The sequence below is a fragment of the Paraburkholderia sp. genome (assembly GCF_034668105.1).
GTDB lineage: Bacteria > Pseudomonadota > Gammaproteobacteria > Burkholderiales > Burkholderiaceae > Paraburkholderia.
Genome location: NZ_JAXDPY010000106.1, coordinates 1 through 22,033 on the forward strand (window position 1 = coordinate 1; position 22,033 = coordinate 22,033).

Below are 22,033 nucleotides of genomic sequence, written 5' to 3' on the forward strand. Positions count from 1 at the left end.
GCGGCGCCCTCGAACTGATCAAGCAGCGCTGTGCACGATGGACATGGTCCATCCTCGAGCTTCAGGAGCGCCGTCGAGCCGGCCGTGGGCCCTGGCCGCCTGTCATTGGACGCGCGTGGGAACATGAAGCTGTAGATCGCGAGCGAATCCATGCCGGGTGCGAACAACTCGGACAATCGCACATCGCCCGGTACGCCGTCCGGCCCTTGGCCTTCGAAAACGTAGTCCGCCGGAATAAGGCCGCCAGGTGGCAGCGCTCGCCTGGCAGCGGCCACCGCCTCCATGTTGCGGCGTAGTTCGATCTCCTGCTCGAGCAGGTTATCGCGCGCGATCCTGTACGCCGCAGACTCGTTGGAAATCGGATAGTCATGAGTTTCTACCTCGCCGCGAATCGCCGGAGGGGCGATCGCGTTCCTCGTTGGCGTGTAGCCGCGGCTGCGCCACGGACGGCTCCTTGGGTGATGACGTTGTTGTGTCTCGCTGTGTCACATCATTCCGCCTATGCCGCCCGTGCTTCCGGTGCCGCCTGTGCCGCCCGTGCCCGAGCCCGTACCCGGAGCGACGGTAATCGGATGCGCCGCTCCCGCCGTTGCCATAAGCGCGAGGGCCTTGGTGTCAGGCTCGCCGTTGGCGTCGATTGCACCGCGAGCGAGGAGCGCTTCGAGATCACTGTCCACGCCTGGCTGACCGACAGTAAATGAAGTGGTCAGGAAGCGGGGCGTGGACAGCGAAACACCGTACGTCTGTTGAATGTTCTGTGCCACAGCGGCCTGCGCGGTCAGCAGATTGTTCGGATTCGCCAGCGCCTGCTGAAACAGCGTGCTCGCCGGGAAGCCGGCGATAAGCCCGCTTTCGTTCGTACCGAGCTGCGCCGCCACGTACGACAACAGCAGGTCGGTTTCCGGAGTGACGTTGTATGTGCCGCCGGCGAACGCAACCGAATGCAGCACCGTCGCGCTCGATGTCGCCGTGATCAGGCACGGCATCGCCGCGTGGAGCGTCGCGCGGTAGTTGCCGTTCACATCTGCGCCGACCGATATCGAGCCCTGTGCGCAATTGATATTGACCTGCGCGTTCGCGAGCGCCTTGCCGGTTGCGGCCGTGCCGGTGAGCGCGACCGTGGACATGCTGCTTGCGCCAGAGCCGCCCCCGCCTCCACCACAGGCCGCGAACAAGGCGACGGATGCGATCAGCAGCAGTCCGCTGGCGGATCGAATGACATGCGGTTGTCGAATGCTCATGGAGAGCCTGCCACGGGTTTTTCGGACACGTCGTTTAAACGGTCTGCGGAGGCGGCCTATTCCATTTTTGCGCAAAGATACAGAGGCATGTGGTGATGGGTGAACCCTGGCTCGAAAAATGTGGTCGACGTTTCCCGTCCCGGTAGGAGAGCGTACTGACATTTCCGGAAGTGGTGCATACCGTACAAAACTGCAATGACTAGCCGAACAGTTGTTATTCATCGCATCAGATAGGCGCAGCGTATTCGTGCAGGGCAGGCTGACGTTGGAAACCCTCGCGGGTGATGTCGTAGAAATCGCGAGAATCCGGAAGCGTCTTTTGCCGGACAGACGATCGAGACGCCGTGGGACAGTTTTCATGTCGCCTATTTCGCAAGCGAAGCGCTCTGGACTTATTTGACTTCGCCATTTCTCTAAACGTACCCCGGCTTCGAAACCCGACTATCGCGAGTTCCAGGAGCGGGCCAACGTTTTCCATGGCCGTACGCCACTAAGCCAAAACTGAACAGTCAGCTAAACCACTACTTTCCGGCGAAAATCGTAAGTCACTTTCGCCGATGAGGGGTTCTTTGTGGGGTAGAAACGAAAACAGGCCCCAAAGGGCCTGTCGTCTTGATGTCTTGGCGGAAAGGGTGAGATTCGAACTCACGGTACCCCTAAAGGTACACTGGATTTCGAGTCCAGCGCATTCGACCACTCTGCCACCTTTCCGGGTCTTCCAACTCACAGCAACGTAACTGTTTCGTCAGATCCAAGCGGGTCGTTGCTTGGGAGAGAAAGATTATAGAACAGCTAAATCCGATTTCCAAGCCCCTCGCCAGATTTTTTTAAGCGACGTGGCAAGCGGTAACGGCACCAGCCGCGCATCAACCCGGCATCAATCAAGCCGCCGGCACTTCCAGCCGCTCCAGGCTACCGAGGTAAGGACGCAGCGCGGCCGGCACCGTCACCGATCCATCCGCGTTCTGGAAATTCTCCAGCACAGCCACAAGCGTGCGGCCAACCGCCAGACCCGATCCGTTCAGCGTATGTACCAGCTCCGGCTTGCCTTGCGCATTGCGAAAGCGTGCCTGCATCCGACGGGCCTGGAACGACTCCGTGTTCGAGCAGCTCGAAATCTCGCGATACGTATTCTGCGCAGGCACCCACACTTCCAGGTCATACGTCTTGGCAGCTGAAAAGCCCATGTCGCCCGTGCACAGCGTAATTACCCGGTACGGCAACTCAAGCCTCTGCAGGATCGTCTCAGCGTGGCCGACCATCTGTTCCAGCGCGTCATACGACGCTTCGGGCGCGACGATCTGCACCATTTCGACCTTGTCGAACTGATGCTGGCGAATCAGGCCGCGCGTATCGCGGCCATACGAGCCCGCTTCCGAGCGGAAGCACGGCGAATGCGCGGTTAGCTTGATAGGCAGCGTGTCCGCTTCGACAATGCTGTCGCGCACCGTGTTCGTCAGCGATATTTCCGAGGTCGAAATCAGATATTGCGTGACTGTATTCTCGTCACCGCCCTTCTCGACGCGGAACATGTCGTCGGCGAATTTGGGCAATTGGCCGGTGCCGTACAGAATCTCCGGATTCACGATGTACGGCGTGTACACCTCGGTGTAGCCGTGGTGTTGCGTGTGCGTGTCGATCATGAACTGCGCCAGCGCGCGATGCAGCCGCGCAATCTGCCCGCGCAGCATCGTGAAACGCGCGCCCGACAGTTTCGCGCCGGTCTCGAAATCGAGGCCGAGCGGCGTGCCGACGTCGACGTGATCCTTCACCTCGAAATCGAACTGGCGTGGTGTGCCCCAACGGCGCACTTCGACGTTCCCGGTTTCGTCCTGGCCTTGGGGCACGCTTTCGTGCGGCAGGTTCGGCACACCGAGCAGCAGGTCGGACAAGCGCTTCTGGATATCGTCCAGCCTCGCCGCCGACGCCTTCATCTCGTCGCCGATGCCGCCCACTTCGGCCATTAGCGCCGACGTATCCTCGCCCCGCCCCTTCATCCCGCCGATCTGCTTCGACAACGTGTTGCGGCGCGCCTGCATTTCTTCGGTACGGGTCTGGGTGTCGCGGCGTTCCGCTTCGAGCGCGGTAAAAGCCGCTACGTCGAGGGTGTAGCCGCGGTCGGCGAGGCGCCTGGCGACGCCGTCAAGGTCTTTGCGCAGCAGCTGAATGTCGAGCATGGGATGGGGCAGGTATTCGTTGTGTGAAGCAGGGATTTTAGCGCACCGGCACGGGCCGCCGGTGCGTTAGATCGTTAAGGGCCGCGCAATGGCGATACAGCATCCAAAACGGCCGCGAGAGCGCCAGCGAAGACGCTCAACCCTTTTTAGGCTTGTTCTCGCTGCGCCACTGCGCGTCAAGCTCGGCCAGACGCGCCATCTTGTCGCCGATCTTGCCTTCGAGACCGCGCGGCGTCGGCTCGTACCAATGCGGGTCACGCATGTTGTCCGGGAGATAGGTTTCGCCGGCCGCGTAGGCATCGGGCTCGTCGTGCGCGTAGCGGTATTCGTGACCGTAGCCGAGTTCCTTCATGAGCTTGGTCGGCGCATTACGCAGATGCACCGGCACCCCGCGCGACTGGTCTTTACTGACGAAACGGCGCGCCTCGTTGTACGCGTTGTAACCCGCGTTCGACTTCGGCGCGACCGCCAGATAGATGATCGCCTGCGCCAACGCCAGTTCGCCCTCAGGCGTGCCGAGGCGCTCGTAGGTTTCGGCGGCGTCGAGCGCGATGCGGGCCGCGCGCGGGTCGGCGAGGCCGATGTCTTCCCATGCCATCCGCACGATGCGCCGCGCGAGATAACGCGGGTCCGCGCCGCCGTCGAGCATGCGGCAGAACCAGTACAGCGCGCCGTCCGGGTTGCTGCCGCGCACCGATTTATGCAGCGCGCTGATCTGGTCGTAGAAGGCGTCGCCGCCTTTGTCAAAACGGCGCAGATTTTCGGCGAGCGCGCTGCCCAGCAAGGCGCCGTCGATTTCAGTCGTCTTCTGCTGCGCAGCCGCGCGGGCGACGATTTCGAGGTTGTTCAGCAGCTTGCGGCCGTCGCCGTCGGCGGAACCGATCAGGGCGTCGCGGGCTTCGTCGGTGAACGTGAGGCCGCCGAGTTCTTGCTGGGCGCGCTCGAGCAGTTCGCGCTGCTCTTCGTCGGTGAGGCTTTTCAGCACGTAGACGGCGGCTCGCGAGAGCAACGCGCTATTCACCTCGAACGATGGATTCTCGGTCGTCGCGCCGACGAACACGAACAGCCCCGACTCGACGTGCGGCAAGAACGCGTCCTGTTGACTCTTGTTGAAGCGATGCACTTCGTCGACGAACACGAGCGTCTGGTGCCCGTTGGCACGATGAATCTGCGCCGTCTCGACCGCTTCGCGGATATCCTTCACGCCCGACAGCACGGCGGACAACGCGATGAACTCGGCGTGAAACGCGTCGGCCATGAGCCGCGCAAGCGTGGTTTTGCCGACGCCGGGTGGGCCCCAGAGGATCATCGAATGCGCTTCGCCGGACTCGAAGGCTACCCGCAACGGCTTGTTCGGGCCGAGCAGGTGCTTCTGACCGATCACTTCGTCGATATTGCGGGGCCGCAGGCGTTCGGCGAGCGGAACATTGGCACGGGGTTCTTCAAACATGACGTTTTGGGGATAATCTCGGCTTTTCCGGACGCGGTCCGTGTGAAGGCGGCGTGCTGCCGGACGGGCAAAGCCGGCGCACGGCGGCGCGGGCAACGTCACGCATTATGACAGTGACGGCGCCTGAACGCGCCCTGGCCAATCGGCCAACATGCGCTCGCCCGCCGATCCGGCCCGGGAAAATCACATAACATCGCAAGCAACATCGACAGGGACAAGACCAGATGGCACAAGACCCACTCGCCGGCGACGCCGGCTCCACCTACGCCCCGCTCACACCGGTGCCCGACGCGCGTCGCGCATTCCGCACCGGCGACGCTTTCGCGCTCTGGTTCTCGCTCGGCATCGGCCTGCTGGTCGCGCAGGCGGGCGCGCTGCTGGTGCCGGGGCTGTCGCTGCCGCACGCCTTGCTGGCGATCGTGATCGGCAGCGTGATCGGTGTCGTATTGCTGGCGCTGGCCGGCGTGATCGGCACGGACACGGGGCTGGCGGCGATGTCGTCGCTGCGCCCGACACTCGGTGTACGCGGCGCCTCGGTGCCGGCGGTGCTGAATGCGGTGCAACTGGTCGGCTGGGGCTCGTTCGAGGTGATCGTGATGCGCGATTCCGCCGATGCGCTCGCCAAACAGGCCTTCGGTTTCTCCATGCCGTTGATCTGGACGATCGTCTTCGGTCTGCTCGCGACGCTGCTGGCAATCAGCGGCCCGCTGTCGTTCGTGCGCCGGTTTCTGCGCACGTGGGGAATCTGGCTGCTGCTGGCCGGCGCCGCGTGGCTGTCGTGGAACCTGCTGGCCAAACACGATCTGAGCGCGCTGATGCGCCGTCCGGGAACCGGCGAGATGTCGTTCGGCGGCGCAATTGATCTGGTGGTCGCGATGCCGCTGTCATGGCTGCCGCTGATCGCCGACTACACGCGCTTCGGCCGGCGCCCCGGCGAAACCTTCCGCGGCACGCTGCTGGGTTATGGCATCGCGAACATCTGGTTTTACGCGCTCGGCGCGATCTATGGTCTCGCGGCAGGCGGGGGCGACGCGCTCCTGACCGGCGCGCTGGCTCAAGCGGGCGGCGGCCTTGCGCTGCTGCTGATCCTGATCGACGAAGTCGACAACGCGTTCGCCGACATCCACTCGGCAGCGGTTTCGACCGGCACGTTCTGGACGCGCGGCACTGTCCCGTTGTTGTCGGCGGCATTCGGTGCGCTGTGCACGGCGATCGCGTTGCTCGTGCCGATGGCGAAGTATCAGAACTTCCTGCTGCTGATCGGCTCGGTGTTCGCACCGCTGTTCGGCGTGGTGCTGGTGGATCACTTCATCGTGCGCAAGCGTCGCATTGAAGTCGCCGTGCTCGCCGACGTTCGCGGCCGGTATGGCTTCTCGGGCGGCTGGCATCTGAGCGCGTTTATCGCGTGGGCCATCGGGATCGCGTCGTATCAGGCGATCAATCAATGGCTGCCGAATCTGGGCGCAACGTTGCCCGCGTTGGCGATCGGCGCGCTGTGTTATCTGGCGCTGGTGTCGACTCGCAAGACTGCGTACGCGTAAGCGGAGCAAGCAGCACCGCGATACAGAAAAGGCCTGCGAATGCAGGCCTTTTCTCTTCATGCGTCATCAACCTTACTCAGATCAACCCGCAGTGCAATTCGCGGTTCAACCCGCGGTTCACCCTCTGTTTCAACCCATACTCACCGCTTCGACGCCCGGTACTCGACGCCCGGCAACACGCACAGCAATTCGAACGCGAGGTTCGCACCGAGCAGCGCGGTCGTGCCGAACGGATCGTACGGCGGCGCCACCTCGACCAGATCGCAGCCGACGATATTCAACCCGTGCGAGCCGCGAATGATTTCGAGCGCCTGCGGCACCGTCAAACCGGCGATTTCCGGCGTGCCCGTACCCGGCGCGAAAGCCGGATCGATCCCGTCGATGTCGAACGTGATGTACACCGGACCATCGCCCATGCGTTCACGCACGCGCGCCATCAGCGGTGCCAGCGACTGGTTCCAGCACGCCTCGGCCTGCACGACTTCGAAGCCCTGATCGCGGCACCAGTCGAAATCTTCGGCCGCGTAACCCGTGCCACGCAGACCGATCTGCACGACCCGCTCGCAATCGAGCAAGCCCTCTTCCACCGCGCGGCGGAATGGCGTGCCGTGCGCGATCTTCTCGCCCATCATCGTGTCGTTGACGTCGGCGTGCGCATCCACGTGAATCAGACCGACCTTGCCGTGCTTGCGATGAATCGCGCGCAGGATCGGCAGCGCGATCGTGTGATCGCCGCCCAGCGTGATCGGCTTGCAGTTGTGCTGGAGAATTTCGTCGTAGGCGGTTTCGATACGCTTGATCGAATCGTGCAGGTTGTACGGATTGATCGCGACGTCGCCGAGATCGGCCACGCGCAGCGAATCGAACGGCGCCGCGCGCGTTGCCATGTTGTACGGGCGCAGCAGCACCGATTCGCTGCGGATCTGGCGCGGGCCGAAGCGCGCGCCGGTGCGGTTCGACGTGCCGAGATCGAACGGCACGCCGACGAAGCAGGCGTCGAACCCTTCGGCCGAGCCCACGTTCGGCAACCGCATCATCGTCGCAATGCCGCCACAACGGGGCATGGCGTTGCCGGACAACGGCTGCGGCCGTTCACCGGCATCGGGGGAAATGAAGGAGGAAGTATTCATCGTGTCTCGGCAATGAAAAGAGGGGCAGGAAGCAAATACGTGCAACCGGCCGAGGAATCAAGAGAAAAAGCGCACCTTGCCGGGCGAATCTCGATTCTTGAGCAGTTTCCCGCAAGTTAAAATACGAACAGAATAAACTTCACATTGATTCGCAGCGATGTATCCTGCCGTATGTTTTCCCAACTCACCGATCTCGATCTGCGGTTGATCCGCGTTTTCCTCGCCATTGTCGACGCCGGCGGTGTCTCGCCGGCCCAGGCCACCCTCAACGTCGGCCAGTCGACCATCAGCACGCAACTCGCCACGCTGGAAACACGCCTTGGCTACCGGCTGTGCGAACGCGGCCGCGGCGGCTTCCGCCTGACCGCGCGCGGCGAGCAATTCATCGACGCGGCGCGTGCGCTGCTGTCCGCAGTCGACACCTTCGGTATGCAGGCGCGCAATGTCGGCCGCAAGCTGGTCGGCACGCTCGATATCGGCATGATCGGGCACACGCCGGTATCGGCCAGCGCGCGAATCAGCGACGCGATCGGCCGGTTTCGGGCGCGCGATCAGTCGGTGCGGTTTTCGATTCTGGTGCGCTCGCCGGGCGAGCTGGAAGAGCTACTACTGAACGGGCGGATTCAGATCGGCATCGGCTATTTCTGGCATCGCGTGCCGTCGCTCGAATACACCGAGGTGTTCGCCGAAGACCAGTTCGCGTACTGCGCGAAGGGGCATCCGCTGTTCGCTTCGGCCGGAGACCTGTCACCCGCCGAAGCCGCGGCTCACGAATGGGCGTGGCGCAGTTATCCGCTGCCTGAAGCGGAGAGCTCGACCACGCCGCACAACGTCACCGCCGTCGCGGACAACATGGAAGCGGTCGCGATGCTGGTGCTGTCGGGCCAGCATCTCGGCTATCTGCCCGGGCACTTCGCCGCGCCGTTCGTCAAACAGGGTTTGCTGGCCGCATTGAATCCGGCACAGATGCGGTATCGCGTGGCGTTCCATATGGTCACGCGGGCGCGTCAGCATCGAACGGATATTGTCGAAGCGTTCATCGACGACATGAAGGCCGCGCACGCCGCCCCGCACGCTGAGATAGACGAATAGCGGACACCGGGATGGTGCCTCACGCTGCCCCCGCGCTGCTTGCGACAGGTCCGTTGAATGCCGCCGAAGCGCAATAAAAAAAGCCGCGCCCGATGGCGCGGCTTTCACATTCAGGCACAGCTCAATGCCGGTGCTTACCCATTGATCACATCCGCGCCCTTCGGCACTGTGAACTTGAACGCATCGGCCGGCAGCGGCGGGTTCTTCTGAATGTTCGAGAACGTCAACAGCGTCACGTTACCGAACACGTCATGCAGTTCCATCGCTTCAAGATTGCCATCCTTGAAGCCGATGCCGACTCGCTGAAACTGCGTGTCTTTCGCCTTGGGCGTCAGCTCGAGCCAGTCGATGCCGGCCTTCACGCCCGCATCGCGCAGCGTGAAGTTCTTGTCCAGGTCGTTGCTGCCGAACAGAATCGCCGCCGGGCTCGCGCCGAGCGCGCCGCCGAGGCTGCGCACCGTCACCTGGTTCAGGTCCTTGTCATACACGTAGAGCTTGTCGCCGTCGGCTTGCAGCAATTGTGCGTAGGGCTTCTCGTATTGCCAGATGAACTTGCCGGGACGCGCGAACGTGAATGTGCCACTCGACGTGCCAGTCTTGCCGGCCGTGGACACCACACCGCTCGCGCCGCTCGCACCTTGCGCCTTGCTCGGCGCGCGCACTTCCTGCTGCACAAAGGTACCGCGCGCGGAATGCACTTGCGCGACGAACGCCTTCAGTTGGTCGGTGCCGCTCGCGAATGCCTGCGACGCGACGAGCACTGACGCACCGATCGCCACACTGCCGAGGCCGCGTACGAGCGTGCGCGCGAGTTGGCCGAAACGGCGGGGTTGAGCACTCTGGCGAGCGTGCTGCTGCGCGAAAAGCTGCATGGTGTTTTCTCCCTTGATTGAATGTGTTGAGCGGTCACGACGGCCGGCGAATGACATGGCGACTGGCGGGGGCAGTGGGGGTCGGTTTGAACCGCCTGGCGGGCGGGCGAACCCGTGGCCTTCATAAGCAGCTTAAGCGCCGAGCCTTAAACGGGCCTTATATGAGGCGTTTCGTGGCGGGGCTCGGCTCGCAACAAGTACCGTTGCGCGCCGCGGCGTCAGCACCGCGCCGCGCCTTATTCCGCTTCCCGCGCCGGCGCAAGAATCTCGCGATTGCCGTTCGACGACATCGCCGACACCACGCCCGAGTTCTCCATCTGCTCGAGCAAACGCGCCGCGCGGTTATAGCCGATACGCAAATGCCGCTGCACCAGCGAGATCGACGCCCGGCGGTTCTTCAACACCACGTCGACCGCCTGGTCGTATAACGGGTCCGACTCTCCATCGCCCGAGCCGGTTCCTCCGGCGCCCGCGGAGCCTTCGTCGCCCTCGCCCGTCACGCCGCCTTCGAGAATGCCCTCGATATAGTTCGGCTCGCCCTGCTCCTTGAGCTTGTCGACGACACGATGCACTTCCTCGTCCGACACGAACGCGCCGTGCACCCGCACCGGCAAGCCGCTGCCCGGCGGCAGGTACAGCATGTCGCCCATGCCGAGCAGCGATTCGGCGCCCTGCTGGTCGAGAATCGTGCGCGAGTCGATCTTCGACGACACCTGGAACGCCATCCGCGTCGGCACATTGGCCTTGATCAAACCGGTAATCACGTCGACCGACGGACGCTGCGTGGCCAGAATCAGATGGATGCCCGCCGCGCGCGCTTTCTGCGCAATCCGCGCGATCAACTCCTCGACTTTCTTGCCGACCACCATCATCAGATCGGCCAATTCGTCGATCACGACGACGATGTTCGGCAGACGCGCGAGCGGTTCCGGATCGTCCGGCGTCAGGCTGAACGGATTCGGCAGCTTCTCTTCGCGCTTCGCGGCTTCGTCGATCTTGTTGTTGTAGCCGGCGAGGTTGCGCACGCCGAGCTTGCTCATCAGCTTGTAGCGGCGCTCCATTTCGGCGACCGCCCAATTAAGCGCATGTCCCGCCTGGCGCATGTCCGTCACGACCGGACACAGCAGATGCGGAATGCCTTCGTAGACGCTCATTTCGAGCATCTTCGGATCGATCAGGATCATCCGGACCTGGTCGGCGCTCGCCTTGTAGAGCAGCGAGAGGATCATCGCGTTGATCCCCACCGACTTGCCCGAACCGGTCGTACCGGCCACCAGCAAGTGCGGCATTTTCGCGAGATCGGCGCACACCGGCTTGCCGCCGATGTCCTTGCCGAGGCCCATGGTCAGCGGCGAAGCCGCGTCCGCATACACCGCCGAGCCGAGAATCTCCGAGAGACTCACGGTTTGACGGCGCTGATTCGGCAACTCCAGCGCCATGAAATTCTTGCCCGGAATCGTTTCGACGACGCGAATCGACACCAGCGACAGCGAACGCGCGAGATCTTTCGCCAGACCGACGATCTGGCTGCCCTTCACGCCGGTGGCCGGCTCGATTTCGTAACGCGTGACGACCGGACCCGGATAGGCCGCGACCACGCTTACTTCGACGCCGAAGTCCTTGAGCTTCTTCTCGATCAGACGCGAGGTGAATTCGAGCGTGTCGGCGGAAATGGTTTCCTGCGCGGCCGGCGCCGCGTCGAGCAGCGAGATCGGCGGCAAGGTGGAATCGCCCGGCAGGTCCGTGAACAACGGCACTTGCCGTTCTTTCTCGACGCGCTCCGATTTGGCGGGCGTGACGACCGGCGGCACGATCATGACCGGCTCGTGTTCCTCGATCCGCACGCGGCCCTTTTCGACCTTGCCTTCGCGCTTCACGGCGGCGGCTTCGCCCAATTTACGATCGCGGCCGGCCTCACGGCGCAGTTTGGCGAAAGTCACGGCCGAAATGATCGATTCACCGACCTTCTCCGATACCGACAGCCACGAAAAGCGGAAATACAGCGACAACCCAATGCCGAGCACGATCAACAACGCCAATGTGCCGCCCGTGAAACCCAGCGCATGTGACACCCCGCGCGCGACCGCTTCGCCGATCACGCCGCCCGGCGCGCGCGGCAGTTGCACTTTGAGCGACCACATGCGCAGCGCCTCGATACCGTCGCAGGCAAGCAACACCAGCATGAATGCGAACGCGTCCGCGAGCCAGCTGATATCGCGCGGCGCGTCTTCCTGCGGTTCCTCGTGACGGGTGATACGGCGGTAATTGGCGGAGATATGACGGCCGAGCAGCACGATCCACCAGTAGGCGGACAAGCCGAACAGCAGCAGCAGGATGTCAGACGTCCACGCGCCGACACGGCCCGCCCAGTTGGCGATGTGGTCGACCTGGGCGGCGTGCGTCCAGCTCGGATCGTGCCGGCTGTAGCTGACGAGCGCCATGAGCAGGAACACGCCGAGCGCGACCTGCAAGATCCAGCGGATTTCGGTGAAAAGGCGCGACATGCGGTGCGGCAATGCCTGCGCGCTCGCGGAATAGGGAGCTTTTGCCATTGATCCTGTTGCTTGTGTGGCCGATTCGCTGCCAGAGTCGCGGCCCGAAGCCGCGCCTTGGGGCGGCTCCAGACCTGGCCCCGGCTGCCGGGTCCAGCGATGCGGCCTATTGTAAACGCAGTGTCGGACGCGAGGCTGTAAATGACGGTAACTTAGCCAATTGGCCTCGCGAAAGGCTCACGAGCCCCACGGCGACGCTATCGCCATGATCGGAAAGCTTCATGGAGCAGGCCGGCGTGCCGCCCTTTATAATGCCGCTCTGATACCCATCTATAGTCTCAGCTCAAGTCGCGCGGCCTCGCATGGGCGAGCCGGGCGCCGTAAAAGGATTTCGATCATGCCCGCAACTTCCACGAAACACGCAAAAGTTCTGATTCTCGGCTCCGGTCCCGCCGGCTACACGGCAGCGGTCTACGCGGCACGCGCCAACCTGTCGCCGGTGATGATTACCGGTCTGGCCCAAGGCGGTCAGTTGATGACCACGACCGATGTCGAAAACTGGCCTGCCGACGCGAACGGCGTGCAAGGCCCGGAACTGATGCAGCGCTTCCTGGAGCATGCCGAGCGCTTCAACACCGAAATCATTTTCGACCATATTCACACGGCCAAGCTGGATGAGAAGCCGATCCGCCTGATCGGCGACTCGGGCGAATACACGTGCGACTCGCTGATCATCTCGACCGGCGCATCGGCACAGTATCTCAAGCTGGATTCTGAACAGAAATTCATGGGCAGGGGCGTGTCGGCTTGCGCCACCTGCGACGGCTTCTTCTACAAGCAACAACATGTGGCCGTGATCGGCGGCGGCAATACCGCGGTCGAGGAAGCCCTCTATCTTTCCGGCATCGCCAAAAAAGTGACGGTGATCCATCGCCGTGACAAGTTCCGCGCCGAGCCGATCCTGATCGACCGTCTGCTGGCGAAGGAAAAGGAAGGCCTGGTCGAAATCAAATGGAACAGCACGCTCGAGGAAGTAACCGGCGATCAATCCGGCGTGACCGGCATGCGCATCAAGAACACGCAAACCGGCGCAACCACGGACATCGCGCTGCAAGGCATCTTCGTCGCGATCGGCCATAAGCCGAACACGGACATTTTTGCGGACCAGCTGGAGATGAAGAATGGCTACATCATCACCAAGGGCGGCCTGAACGGTTTCGCAACGGCGACCAGCGTGCCGGGCGTGTTCGCCGCAGGCGACGTGCAAGACCACATTTATCGTCAGGCGATCACCAGCGCGGGCACGGGCTGTATGGCCGCGCTCGACGCGCAACGCTATCTGGAAACCATCGACGAGATGGCCGGCGAGCATGCCATGAGCCAGGAAGCCGATCGTTAAGCGGCAACGCGAGGTGCAACGGTAAAATGGCGGCTGGGCATGGCCCAGCCGCTTGCTCGATAGAAGGCCGCGGCTGAAAAGCCGACGGCTTTTTTGCTTATTGAAGCGCGTTTTTGCATTGCGTCGCGTTGCGTTTGGCGTCGCATTGGCGCCTTTTCGAATCTTGTCGCCGGCGCTTCGTGGCGACGCTCTGCGGCATAGACCGATGCCCAGGAAGCGTCGCGCGATCGATCTACTTTTCTGCGTGTATTACCGATATGCCGAAGAATCAGCCCCACCCTAGCGAACCGAAGCGCGCCCGCGCCGTTGTCAGGCCCGCGCCCGAGGCAGCCGCTCCCGTCGTCGAAGCGAAGATCGAGGCCGCTGCCGGTCTGGCCGGTCTCGGCGCGCTGCGCGATGCGTTAAAGGGCGACGCGCAACGGCGTGAGCGCGAACGTGTGGCGGCAGCGGCCGCGCAGCGCGAAGCGTCGGCGGACGCCGATCTGTTCCGCAGCGAGATCGGCGCCGTCGCGCCGCTGGCGGTCCCGCCGCGCGCGAGCTTGCCGCGCAATCCGCCGCCTCCCCTCCCCGTGCAAACCAGACTCGACGAAGAAGCCGTGTTGCACGAAGCGATCTCCGACGAGTTCGATCCCGAGATTCTGCTCCAGACCGACGAAACGCTCTCCTATTGCCGGCCCGGCGTGAGCCAGGAGGTCGTGCGAAAACTGCGCCGCGGCGATTGGATCGTGCAGGCGCAAATCGACCTGCACGGCATGCGTCGCGAGGAAGCGCGCGAGGCGCTGGCCGAGTTCATTCGTGAAGCGGTGAAGCGCGGCCTGCGGTGTTTGCGCGTGATTCACGGCAAGGGTCTGGGGTCGATCGGCAAAGAACCGGTACTGAAGGGCAAAGTACGCGCGTGGCTCGTGCAGAAGTCCGAGGTGATCGCCTTCTGTCAGGCGCGTCCGCATGACGGCGGCGCGGGTGCGGTGGTCGTGCTGTTGCAGCCGGGCGCATTGCCGGCTCACGCCAGATCCTGACGGAGCCCCGGTGATCCATCCGAGGCTGACCCTGGCGCTGGCCATCATGGAGGCGCTGGCTATTTTCGCGTACGCGATTTCCGGCTTTATCGAAGCGAGGACCCGGCGGCTCGATGCCGTGGGCACCTTCCTCGTGGCGATCGCGACGGCCTTCGGCGGCGGTACGTTGCGCGACGTGCTGCTAGAGCGGCGGCCCTTCTACTGGGTCGAACATCAGGCTTATCTGATCTCGATCTTCGTGATGTCGTTGTTCGCGCCGACGCTTTTGAAAATGACGTCGCGCCTGCTCTCCGAGCGGGTCTTGCTGGTAGCCGATGCGGTGGGGCTGGGCCTGTTCAGCATTTCCGGCACGTCGATCGCGCACGACGCGCAGATGCCGTGGTTCACGTCGGTGATGATGGGGGTATTGACAGGCGTATTTGGCGGCGTAATTCGCGACGTGCTGTGCAATGAGGTGCCGTTGATCTTGCGCGATTCGAGGCCATACGCGACATGCGCTTTTGTAGGGTGTTGGCTGTACGTGCTGCTGGACTACATGAACGTCGATACGGTGTACAGCGTGTTGATCGCCACCGCCTTCATCCTGCTTGCAAGACTGGTGACTTTCAGGCTCGACGTCCGCCTGCCTCACTGAGCCCACTTCACTGAACCTGCTTTCGCGACTTGCTTCATTAAAAGCACGCCGCCCGGAGCCAGATGGCGTGCGCTTTGAAGCAGCCTTACTTGTTGGTGGCCAACGCCCCCGCACTCTTCGAGCCGCCAAACAGCGCCGTCAGGTGTCGCAACAGATCACAGCACATAAGCTTTCGTAGCGTAAGGTCTTCGTTGAAAGCGGATGAACATCTGTCTTCCGCTAAAATTTTCGCGGCTGTCGATTTCTTCCACCGTCGTTCGTCGTCAGGTAAGCGGCCTCCCGGCCGTCATCGCGCCTCAACGCGCCTCGCAACCGCCATAGGTGACCACGATGTCCCTGAAGCTCTATGCTCACCCCTTCTCTTCCTACTGCCAGAAGGTCCTGACCGCGCTTTACGAAAACGGCACGCCGTTCGAACTACGCCTGTTGTCGCACAACGACCCGCAGGTCATGACGGAGTTCGCCGCGCTCTGGCCGATCAAGCGCTTTCCTGTGCTCGTCGACGGCAACCGGACTGTGATGGAAGCGAGCATCATCATCGAGTATCTCGGTTTGTATTACCCGGGAGCCGTGCGGCTCCTGCCGGCCGACGCCCGCGCCGCACTGGAAGTGCGCAGCATGGATCGCTTCTTCGACAACTACATCTCCACACCGCAGCAAAAGATCGTGTACGACAGTCTGCGGGCTGAGCCGGACCGTGATCCGCGCACCGTAGCCGACGCGCGCGACATGCTCGACACGGCTTACGGCTGGCTCGACAAAGTGATGGCCGGGCGCGAATGGGCCGCCGGCGATGCGTTCAGCCTCGCCGATTGCGGCGCGGCGCCATTTCTGTTCTATGCCGATTGGACGCATCGCATTGGCCCGGCGTTTCCCCATGTCCTCGCCTACCGGAAGCGGTTGCTGGCCCGGCCATCGTTCGCACGCGCGGTCGGCGAAGCACGCCCGTATCGCCCGCTGTTCCCGCTCGGCGCGCCCGACCGCGACTGACCGCACGGACCCGGCACAACCCGGCAAACGCACTGGGGACACGCGGGGCGGCCCGCTTGCGTGGCCGCCCCTTGCGACAACACTATTTCCAACCTATACACTTCACTTCGAAGCCCACTTCCGCCCATCAATCACAAAAGGCAAAACATGGACCGTTTCGAAGCGATGGAGATATTTACGCGTGTGGTCGAAGCGAATAGCTTCACCAAAGTATCCGAGTCGCTCGACCTGCCCCGCGCCAAAGTCAGCCGCACCATCCAGGCGCTGGAAGAACACGTCGGCGTGCGGCTCCTGAACCGTTCGACGCGACAGGTCAGCGTCACCGAAGACGGCGCGCTGTTCTACGACCGTTGCGTGCGCATCCTCGCGGAAGTCGCCGAGGCCGAATCGTCACTGTCGAACAAGCGTGAAAATCCGAGCGGCACGATTCGCGTCGATACGTCCGGCACGCTCGCTCGCGCGCTGCTGCTTCCCGCGCTCGACGATTTCTACCGGCAATACCCCGAGATCGACGTACGGCTCGGGCTGGCGGATCGCAATATCGATCTGATTCAGGACGGGGTGGATTGCGTGATCCGCATGGGCACGCCGGAAGAGTCGAGCCTCGTCGCGCGGCACATCGGCAATGCGCGGATCGTGACCTGCGCGGCGCCCGCCTATCTGGAGAAATACGGCACGCCAACCACGCTCGAAGAGCTTAGTGAACATCGCGCGGTCAACTATGTTTCCGCGCGCAGCGGCAAGACCTTCCCGTTCGAGTACGAGGTGGGCGGCGAGATCGTCAAGGTCACGCTGAAAAGCGTGCTCGCGGTGAACGACGGTTCCGTCTATATCGGCGCGAGCGCGCTCGGTCACGGCATCATCCAGCCGTCGCGCTTCATGGTCGCGGATCTGATCGCACAAGGCGCACTCAAGGAAATCCTCACCACCTACACGAGCCCTGACACACCGCTGTCGATTTTGTATGCGCATCGCCGCAATCTGAGTTCACGACTGCGCGCGTTCACGGAATGGGTCGCCGAGCTGGCGCGAAACAATCCGGACTTGCGTCTGGACGAACACTGATCAACGGTGCCCTTTCAAACGTCCGGGCGCAAGCCGAGCGTCTGATGCTGATGCCGGGCCCGTTACCCTGCTGAGCACAGTCATGCGCTAAACGCGAGCATGTTGCCGATCAGCAGGCGCTGAAGCGCGAGTGCACCGACGGGCAGCTCGCGGCCCCGTCGGCTCACGAGCTGGGCTTGAACTTTCTGCATGAGTTCATGTTTGATCGGGAGCGCCATCAAGGCGCCGCGCTCGATGTCGTCATGAATTGCGAACGCCGGTAACAGCGTCAATCCCATTCCCGCGCGGACAAAACTCGTCAATCCGATCAGGTGATCCGTCGCCACTATCACATTGAACTTGCGATCTTCAGCCGCCTCGATCTGCTCGACGATCTTTCGCGTGCCATAGCCGGGTCTGGCGAGCGCGAATGGATAGGCAATCAGATCGTTGATGCGCACCGTATCGAGCCCGGCTAACGGATGGCCGTAAGGCACGACCGCACACAAGGGCTGCACGACCGAAGCGAGTTCCTTCAACCGCGCGTCGTGCATGTCGAGTCCCGGTCCATAGGTCAGGCCAAGATGGACTTCATCCCCTTCGAGCCAGTTGAGGATGTCATTGACACCGCCCAGCTTCAGCGTGATCGTCAGATTCGAATGACGCGCGTTGAATTCACACAAAGCATGCCGCATCAGGTCATCGACGAAACCCTGAACTGCGCCGAGCGCGACGTGCCCCTGTTCCAGACCGTGCATGCCGTCGAGCCTGGAGACGAGCGCTTCCTCCCGCGACACCTGCTCCCGGTAGTAGTCGATCAGCAGCAAACCCGCCTCGGTCGGTTTTGCGCCGCGCCGGTTTGTTTCGAGCAGCGGAGTACGCGCGACTTTTTCGAGCAGTGCCAACTGCCGGCTCACCGCTGACGGCGCCACGTTCAAAAAGTCCGCCGCGATGCGCACGCCACCAAGCCGAACAACCTCAAAAAAATAGCGTAGGCGCCCCGTCGTGAGACCGCTCATCATTGCCTCCCCCTCGCTCGTGGACAGTCCACATGTTGCCATCAAGTCAACAACAAACGCAATCCGTTGTCATTGTTGTTATGAAATCAAGGTCCCAGAATGACCTTTGCCAACAACCAGGGAGTCCCTTATGACACGCATTGTTTTGCTGAACGCGAACCTGTTCGACAGCTCGAGTGCAACGCTGAAGCCCGGCGCCACCATCGTCATTGAAAACGGCATGGTGGATGCCGTCTCATTCGAGCGACCCGAGATCGGCGACGCACAGATCTTCGATGTGGGCGGCCGAGTCGTTCTCCCCGGCCTGATCGATGCCCACGTCCATGTGTCGGCCAGTGTCTCGGATTTCTTCAAGCTGTCGTTGATGCCTCAGTCGCTGATCGCGGCCAAGTCGAAAGACATCCTTGAACAGATGTTGATGCGCGGTTTCACAACCGTGCGGGACGCAGGCGGTGCGGATGCAGGCATCGCGAATGCTATCGAGCTAGGTCACTTTGTGGGCCCGCGCCTTTTTATCGCGGGCCGTGCGATCACTCAGACTGGCGGCCACGGTGACCCGCGCCCGGCGTTCTTCAGCGGTGAGCGTTGTGCGTGCTGCGGCGCGGTCGGCATGCTGGGCCACGTCGCCGATGGCGTTTCGGAAGTGCGCCGCGCGGTACGCGAAGAAATCCGCAACGGCGCCACCCATATCAAGGTCATGGCCGGCGGCGGAATCTCCACGCCGAACGACCCACTCGACGGCACCCAGTATTCAGTCGAAGAAATGAAGGCAATCGTTGAAGAAGCAACGGCCGCGAGGACTTATGTGATGGCGCATGCCTATTCGCCCACTGCGATTCAACGGGCGGTCCGCTGCGGCGTACGTTCCATTGAGCACGGCAATCTGATCGACATGGCAACAGCGCGTTTCATGGCCGAGCATGGGACTTATCTCGTCCCCACGCTGTCGACCTACGCCGCGATCGCGCGGGAGGGTAGACGAATTGGCTGGTCCGACGCGATGCTGGCCAAAACCGATCGCGTAAAAAACATGGGGGTCGAAGCAATGAAGCTTGCCCATGCGGTCGGCGTGAAAATCGGACTCGGGTCTGATCTGCTCGGCGAAATGCAGGCCTTCCAACATGAGGAACTCACGTTGCGCGAGGCCGCCATGAAGCCCGCGGAAATACTCAGGAGTGCCACCTGGATCAACGCGGAGATGATGAACCAGAGTGGCCATATCGGCGTAATCGCCAAAGGCGCGCATGCCGATCTGATTGTGGTGGAAGGCAACCCGCTGGATGGTCTTGCGGTTCTCAGCGACGACAGGAATCTGCTGGCGATCATGAAAGCGGGCAAGTTCTATTCGAATCGGCTCGCGCATGGACCATGTTGAACGCGCCGGCGAACTCGCCGGAGCACCGCAAGGCTCATGCGGCCGATCAACAACGGACCGATATCACGTTCTTCCCATTGACGATGCCGATCACTGCCGGCGCCGGGTCCATGGCAGTCACCGTCGCCATGGCTGCGAATTTACGGCAGGATGCTCACGACAATTACATTGTCAGCCACTTGAGTCCGGTCGCGGGAATCTGCGCGGTGTTTATCATTGTCGGCATCTGTTATAACGTGGCCGATGTGATTTTCAGAAAATTAGGCGAGACAGGAACCAGTGTGGTGACACGCCTTGCGGCATTCATTCTTTTGGCCATCAGCGTGAACGTGGTCTGGAGCGGCGCCAGGTCCCTGATCCTGACACTGCATTGAAGAGACACAGCGCATGAAGAAGGCCCCATGCGCCTGAACACATGGGGCCTTCTTCGTCTTCGTCGAGGCGACAACCCGGGCTTACGCAATCCGCTCTTCATTGGACGGATCGAACAACACCGCCTTCGACGCATCGAACAGCAGCGTCGTGTTCGTCAGCGGCTGCGGATTGGATGCCGGGTGCACGCGGCTCACAATGCGCTTGCCGTTGACCTGCGCGAACACCAGCGTGTCCGGTCCAGTCGGCTCGATCACGTCGACCTTCACTTCGATCGGCTGCAGCTTCGCATTGTCGCCATGCGCGCCGCGCGCGTCGGTGATCCGCTCCGGGCGCAGGCCCAGAATCACGTCGCGCCCCACGTGCGACTTCACTTTCGCGGAGTCGAACGGCAGGTTCAGCACAGCGCGCGCCACACCTGTATCCAGTTCGATGCCGACGCCCGAACCCTGTTCAACCAGCTTGCCCTGGATGAAGTTCATCGGCGGCGCGCCGATGAAGCCGGCCACGAACAGATTCGCCGGCGAGTCGTAAATGTCTTGCGGTGCGCCGAACTGCTGGACGATGCCGTCTTTCATCACCGCGATGCGGTCGCCGAGCGTCATCGCTTCGATCTGATCGTGCGTCACGTAGACGATCGTCGTGCCGAGGCGTTGATGCAGCAGCTTGATCTCCGAACGCATTTCGATGCGCAGCTTCGCGTCGAGGTTCGACAGCGGTTCGTCGAACAGGAACATCACCGGATCGCGCGCGAGCGCACGGCCCATGGCCACGCGCTGGCGCTGACCGCCGGAGAGCTGACCCGGCTTGCGGTCCAGCAGGTGCGTGATCTGCAGCGTGTTCGACACGCGGTCGACGATCTGCGCCTGCTCCTGCTTCGGCACCTTCCGGATACCCAGGCCGAACGAGATGTTCTCGCGCACCGTCATGGACGGATACAGCGCGTACGACTGGAACACCATCGCAATGTCGCGATCTTTCGGCGACAGGTTGTTCACCGTCTTGCCGTCGATCTGGATCTCGCCCTTGGTGACGGTTTCGAGGCCGGCGATCATGTTGAGCAGCGTCGATTTCCCGCAGCCCGAGCCGCCGACGAGAATCAGGAACTGCCCGTCTTCGATGTCGATATTGACACCCTTCAGAACCGGCACCCCGTTCGGGTAGGTCTTGTACACGTCACGGATGGAAAGGCTTGCCATGCTGTGAATCCTCTTGTCTCTGGTACTGCTTGAAAACTCTTGTCGGATGACGGCGGCGTTTCCCGGAAGAAGCGCCATCGCGATGCGTATGGTTTAGCCCGGGTTCAGCCCTTGACCGCGCCCGCCGTCAGGCCGCGCACGAAATAGCGTCCGGCGATGATGTAGACGAGCAAGGTCGGCAACGCGGCGATGATCGCGCCGGCCATGTCCACGTTGTATTCCTTCACGCCGGTCGAGGTGTTCACGAGGTTGTTCAGCGCCACCGTGATCGGCATCGAATCGACACCGGAGAACACAATCCCGAACAGGAAGTCATTCCAGATCTGCGTGAATTGCCAGATCAGGCACACCATGAAAATCGGCAGCGACACCGGCAGCAGAATCTTCGTGAAGATCGTGAAGAAACCCGCACCGTCGATGCGCGCGGCCTTCACGAGTTCAGCCGGAATGCTCACGTAGAAGTTGCGGAAGAACATCGTGGTGAAGGCGATACCGTAGATCACGTGCACCACCACCAGACCGGTGGTCGTGTTCGACAGGCCGAGAAAGCCTTCGAAGCGCGCCATCGGCAGCAGGATCGCCTGGAACGGAATGAAACAGCCGACCAGGATCATCGTGAAGATCGGATCCGCGCCGCGGAACCGCCAGTGCGTGAGCACATAACCGTTGAACGCGCCGATGATCGACGAGATCAGCACGGCCGGAATCACCATGCGCACCGAGTTCATGAAGAACGGCTGCATGCCGTCGCAACGCACGCCAGTACACGCACCGCTCCATGCCTTGATCCAGGGATCGACGGTCCAGTGCGAAGGCGGCGTAAGCAGGTTGCCGGTGCGCAACTGGTCGATGTCCTTGAACGACGTCGACAGCATCACGTACAGCGGAAACAGGAAGTACAAAGCAAACAGGACCAGAGCCGCGTAAATGACGGCACGGCTGATCGTCATCTTAGGCTGCATTGCGGGTGCTCCTCGATTCCAGATACAT

Annotated in this window: 19 protein-coding genes and 1 tRNA gene; 9 read left to right on the plus strand and 11 right to left on the minus strand. The window is 62.3% G+C overall.

The window, feature by feature from the left end:
* The 5 genes from QOC89_RS05055 to QOC89_RS05075 form a co-directional block, all read right to left on the minus strand.
* Positions 1 to 407: DUF899 family protein (locus tag QOC89_RS05055; protein WP_323044038.1), on the minus strand; the 407-nt coding region annotated here is incomplete at its 3' end.
* Between the two features lie 78 nt (positions 408 to 485).
* Positions 486 to 1,241: a hypothetical protein gene (locus QOC89_RS05060; protein WP_323044022.1), complete on the minus strand. Its 756-nt coding sequence runs from the start codon at positions 1,239 to 1,241 to the stop codon at positions 486 to 488.
* Positions 1,242 to 1,862: 621 nt separating this feature from the next.
* Positions 1,863 to 1,952, minus strand: a tRNA-Ser gene (locus QOC89_RS05065).
* A 170-nt stretch (positions 1,953 to 2,122) separates the two neighbouring features.
* Complete coding sequence (gene serS / locus QOC89_RS05070) at positions 2,123 to 3,418, minus strand: serine--tRNA ligase (protein ID WP_323044023.1); 1,296 nt, start codon at positions 3,416 to 3,418, stop codon at positions 2,123 to 2,125.
* A gap of 136 nt (positions 3,419 to 3,554) precedes the next feature.
* Entirely contained in the window at positions 3,555 to 4,868 is a 1,314-nt protein-coding gene (locus tag QOC89_RS05075) for a replication-associated recombination protein A (RefSeq protein ID WP_323044024.1), read from the minus strand.
* A gap of 224 nt (positions 4,869 to 5,092) precedes the next feature.
* On the opposite strand from QOC89_RS05075, the gene cytX reads away from it, so the two are divergent.
* A complete protein-coding gene (cytX, locus tag QOC89_RS05080; RefSeq protein ID WP_323044025.1) occupies positions 5,093 to 6,409 on the plus strand; it encodes a putative hydroxymethylpyrimidine transporter CytX in 1,317 nt (438 codons plus the stop codon).
* Positions 6,410 to 6,549: 140 nt separating this feature from the next.
* Here cytX and speB read toward each other — a convergent pair whose 3' ends face one another.
* Entirely contained in the window at positions 6,550 to 7,539 is a 990-nt protein-coding gene (speB, locus tag QOC89_RS05085) for an agmatinase (protein ID WP_323044026.1), read from the minus strand.
* A 171-nt stretch (positions 7,540 to 7,710) separates the two neighbouring features.
* Between speB and QOC89_RS05090 the strand changes: the two genes are divergently transcribed.
* Complete coding sequence (locus tag QOC89_RS05090; RefSeq protein ID WP_323044027.1) at positions 7,711 to 8,631, plus strand: LysR family transcriptional regulator; 921 nt, start codon at positions 7,711 to 7,713, stop codon at positions 8,629 to 8,631.
* Positions 8,632 to 8,765: 134 nt separating this feature from the next.
* On the opposite strand, the gene lolA is transcribed toward QOC89_RS05090, so the two are convergent.
* Complete coding sequence (gene lolA / locus QOC89_RS05095; protein WP_323044028.1) at positions 8,766 to 9,503, minus strand: outer membrane lipoprotein chaperone LolA; 738 nt, start codon at positions 9,501 to 9,503, stop codon at positions 8,766 to 8,768.
* Positions 9,504 to 9,739: 236 nt separating this feature from the next.
* Positions 9,740 to 12,055, minus strand: coding sequence for a DNA translocase FtsK (locus QOC89_RS05100; RefSeq protein WP_323044029.1), 2,316 nt, complete (start codon positions 12,053 to 12,055; stop codon positions 9,740 to 9,742).
* Between the two features lie 337 nt (positions 12,056 to 12,392).
* Here QOC89_RS05100 and trxB point away from each other — a divergent pair, with 337 nt between their 5' ends.
* The 5 genes from trxB (at position 12,393) to QOC89_RS05125 (ending at position 17,099) form a co-directional block, all read left to right on the plus strand.
* Positions 12,393 to 13,394 (plus strand): thioredoxin-disulfide reductase, encoded by a 1,002-nt coding sequence (trxB, locus tag QOC89_RS05105; RefSeq protein WP_323044030.1) that lies wholly within the window; start codon positions 12,393 to 12,395, stop codon positions 13,392 to 13,394.
* Between the two features lie 257 nt (positions 13,395 to 13,651).
* On the plus strand, positions 13,652 to 14,410 hold the full coding sequence (locus QOC89_RS05110) for a Smr/MutS family protein (RefSeq protein WP_323044031.1): 759 nt from the start codon (positions 13,652 to 13,654) through the stop codon (positions 14,408 to 14,410).
* A gap of 13 nt (positions 14,411 to 14,423) precedes the next feature.
* Entirely contained in the window at positions 14,424 to 15,044 is a 621-nt protein-coding gene (locus QOC89_RS05115) for a trimeric intracellular cation channel family protein (protein ID WP_323044039.1), read from the plus strand.
* A gap of 330 nt (positions 15,045 to 15,374) precedes the next feature.
* A complete protein-coding gene (locus tag QOC89_RS05120; protein WP_323044032.1) occupies positions 15,375 to 16,034 on the plus strand; it encodes a glutathione S-transferase family protein in 660 nt (219 codons plus the stop codon).
* A gap of 147 nt (positions 16,035 to 16,181) precedes the next feature.
* Positions 16,182 to 17,099: a LysR family transcriptional regulator gene (locus QOC89_RS05125; RefSeq protein WP_323044033.1), complete on the plus strand. Its 918-nt coding sequence runs from the start codon at positions 16,182 to 16,184 to the stop codon at positions 17,097 to 17,099.
* Between the two features lie 80 nt (positions 17,100 to 17,179).
* Here QOC89_RS05125 and QOC89_RS05130 read toward each other — a convergent pair whose 3' ends face one another.
* A complete protein-coding gene (locus QOC89_RS05130; RefSeq protein WP_323044034.1) occupies positions 17,180 to 18,097 on the minus strand; it encodes a LysR family transcriptional regulator in 918 nt (305 codons plus the stop codon).
* A 130-nt stretch (positions 18,098 to 18,227) separates the two neighbouring features.
* Between QOC89_RS05130 and QOC89_RS05135 the strand changes: the two genes are divergently transcribed.
* A complete protein-coding gene (locus QOC89_RS05135) occupies positions 18,228 to 19,472 on the plus strand; it encodes a metal-dependent hydrolase family protein (protein ID WP_323044035.1) in 1,245 nt (414 codons plus the stop codon).
* Complete coding sequence (locus QOC89_RS05140) at positions 19,466 to 19,846, plus strand: MarC family protein (protein ID WP_323044036.1); 381 nt, start codon at positions 19,466 to 19,468, stop codon at positions 19,844 to 19,846. The genes QOC89_RS05135 and QOC89_RS05140 overlap by 7 nt, the downstream gene beginning before the upstream one ends.
* An 81-nt stretch (positions 19,847 to 19,927) precedes the next feature.
* Here QOC89_RS05140 and QOC89_RS05145 read toward each other — a convergent pair whose 3' ends face one another.
* Complete coding sequence (locus QOC89_RS05145) at positions 19,928 to 21,043, minus strand: sn-glycerol-3-phosphate ABC transporter ATP-binding protein UgpC (protein ID WP_323044037.1); 1,116 nt, start codon at positions 21,041 to 21,043, stop codon at positions 19,928 to 19,930.
* A gap of 104 nt (positions 21,044 to 21,147) precedes the next feature.
* A complete protein-coding gene (locus QOC89_RS05150; protein ID WP_323044040.1) occupies positions 21,148 to 22,005 on the minus strand; it encodes a carbohydrate ABC transporter permease in 858 nt (285 codons plus the stop codon).
* Between the last annotated feature and the right edge of the window lie 28 nt (positions 22,006 to 22,033).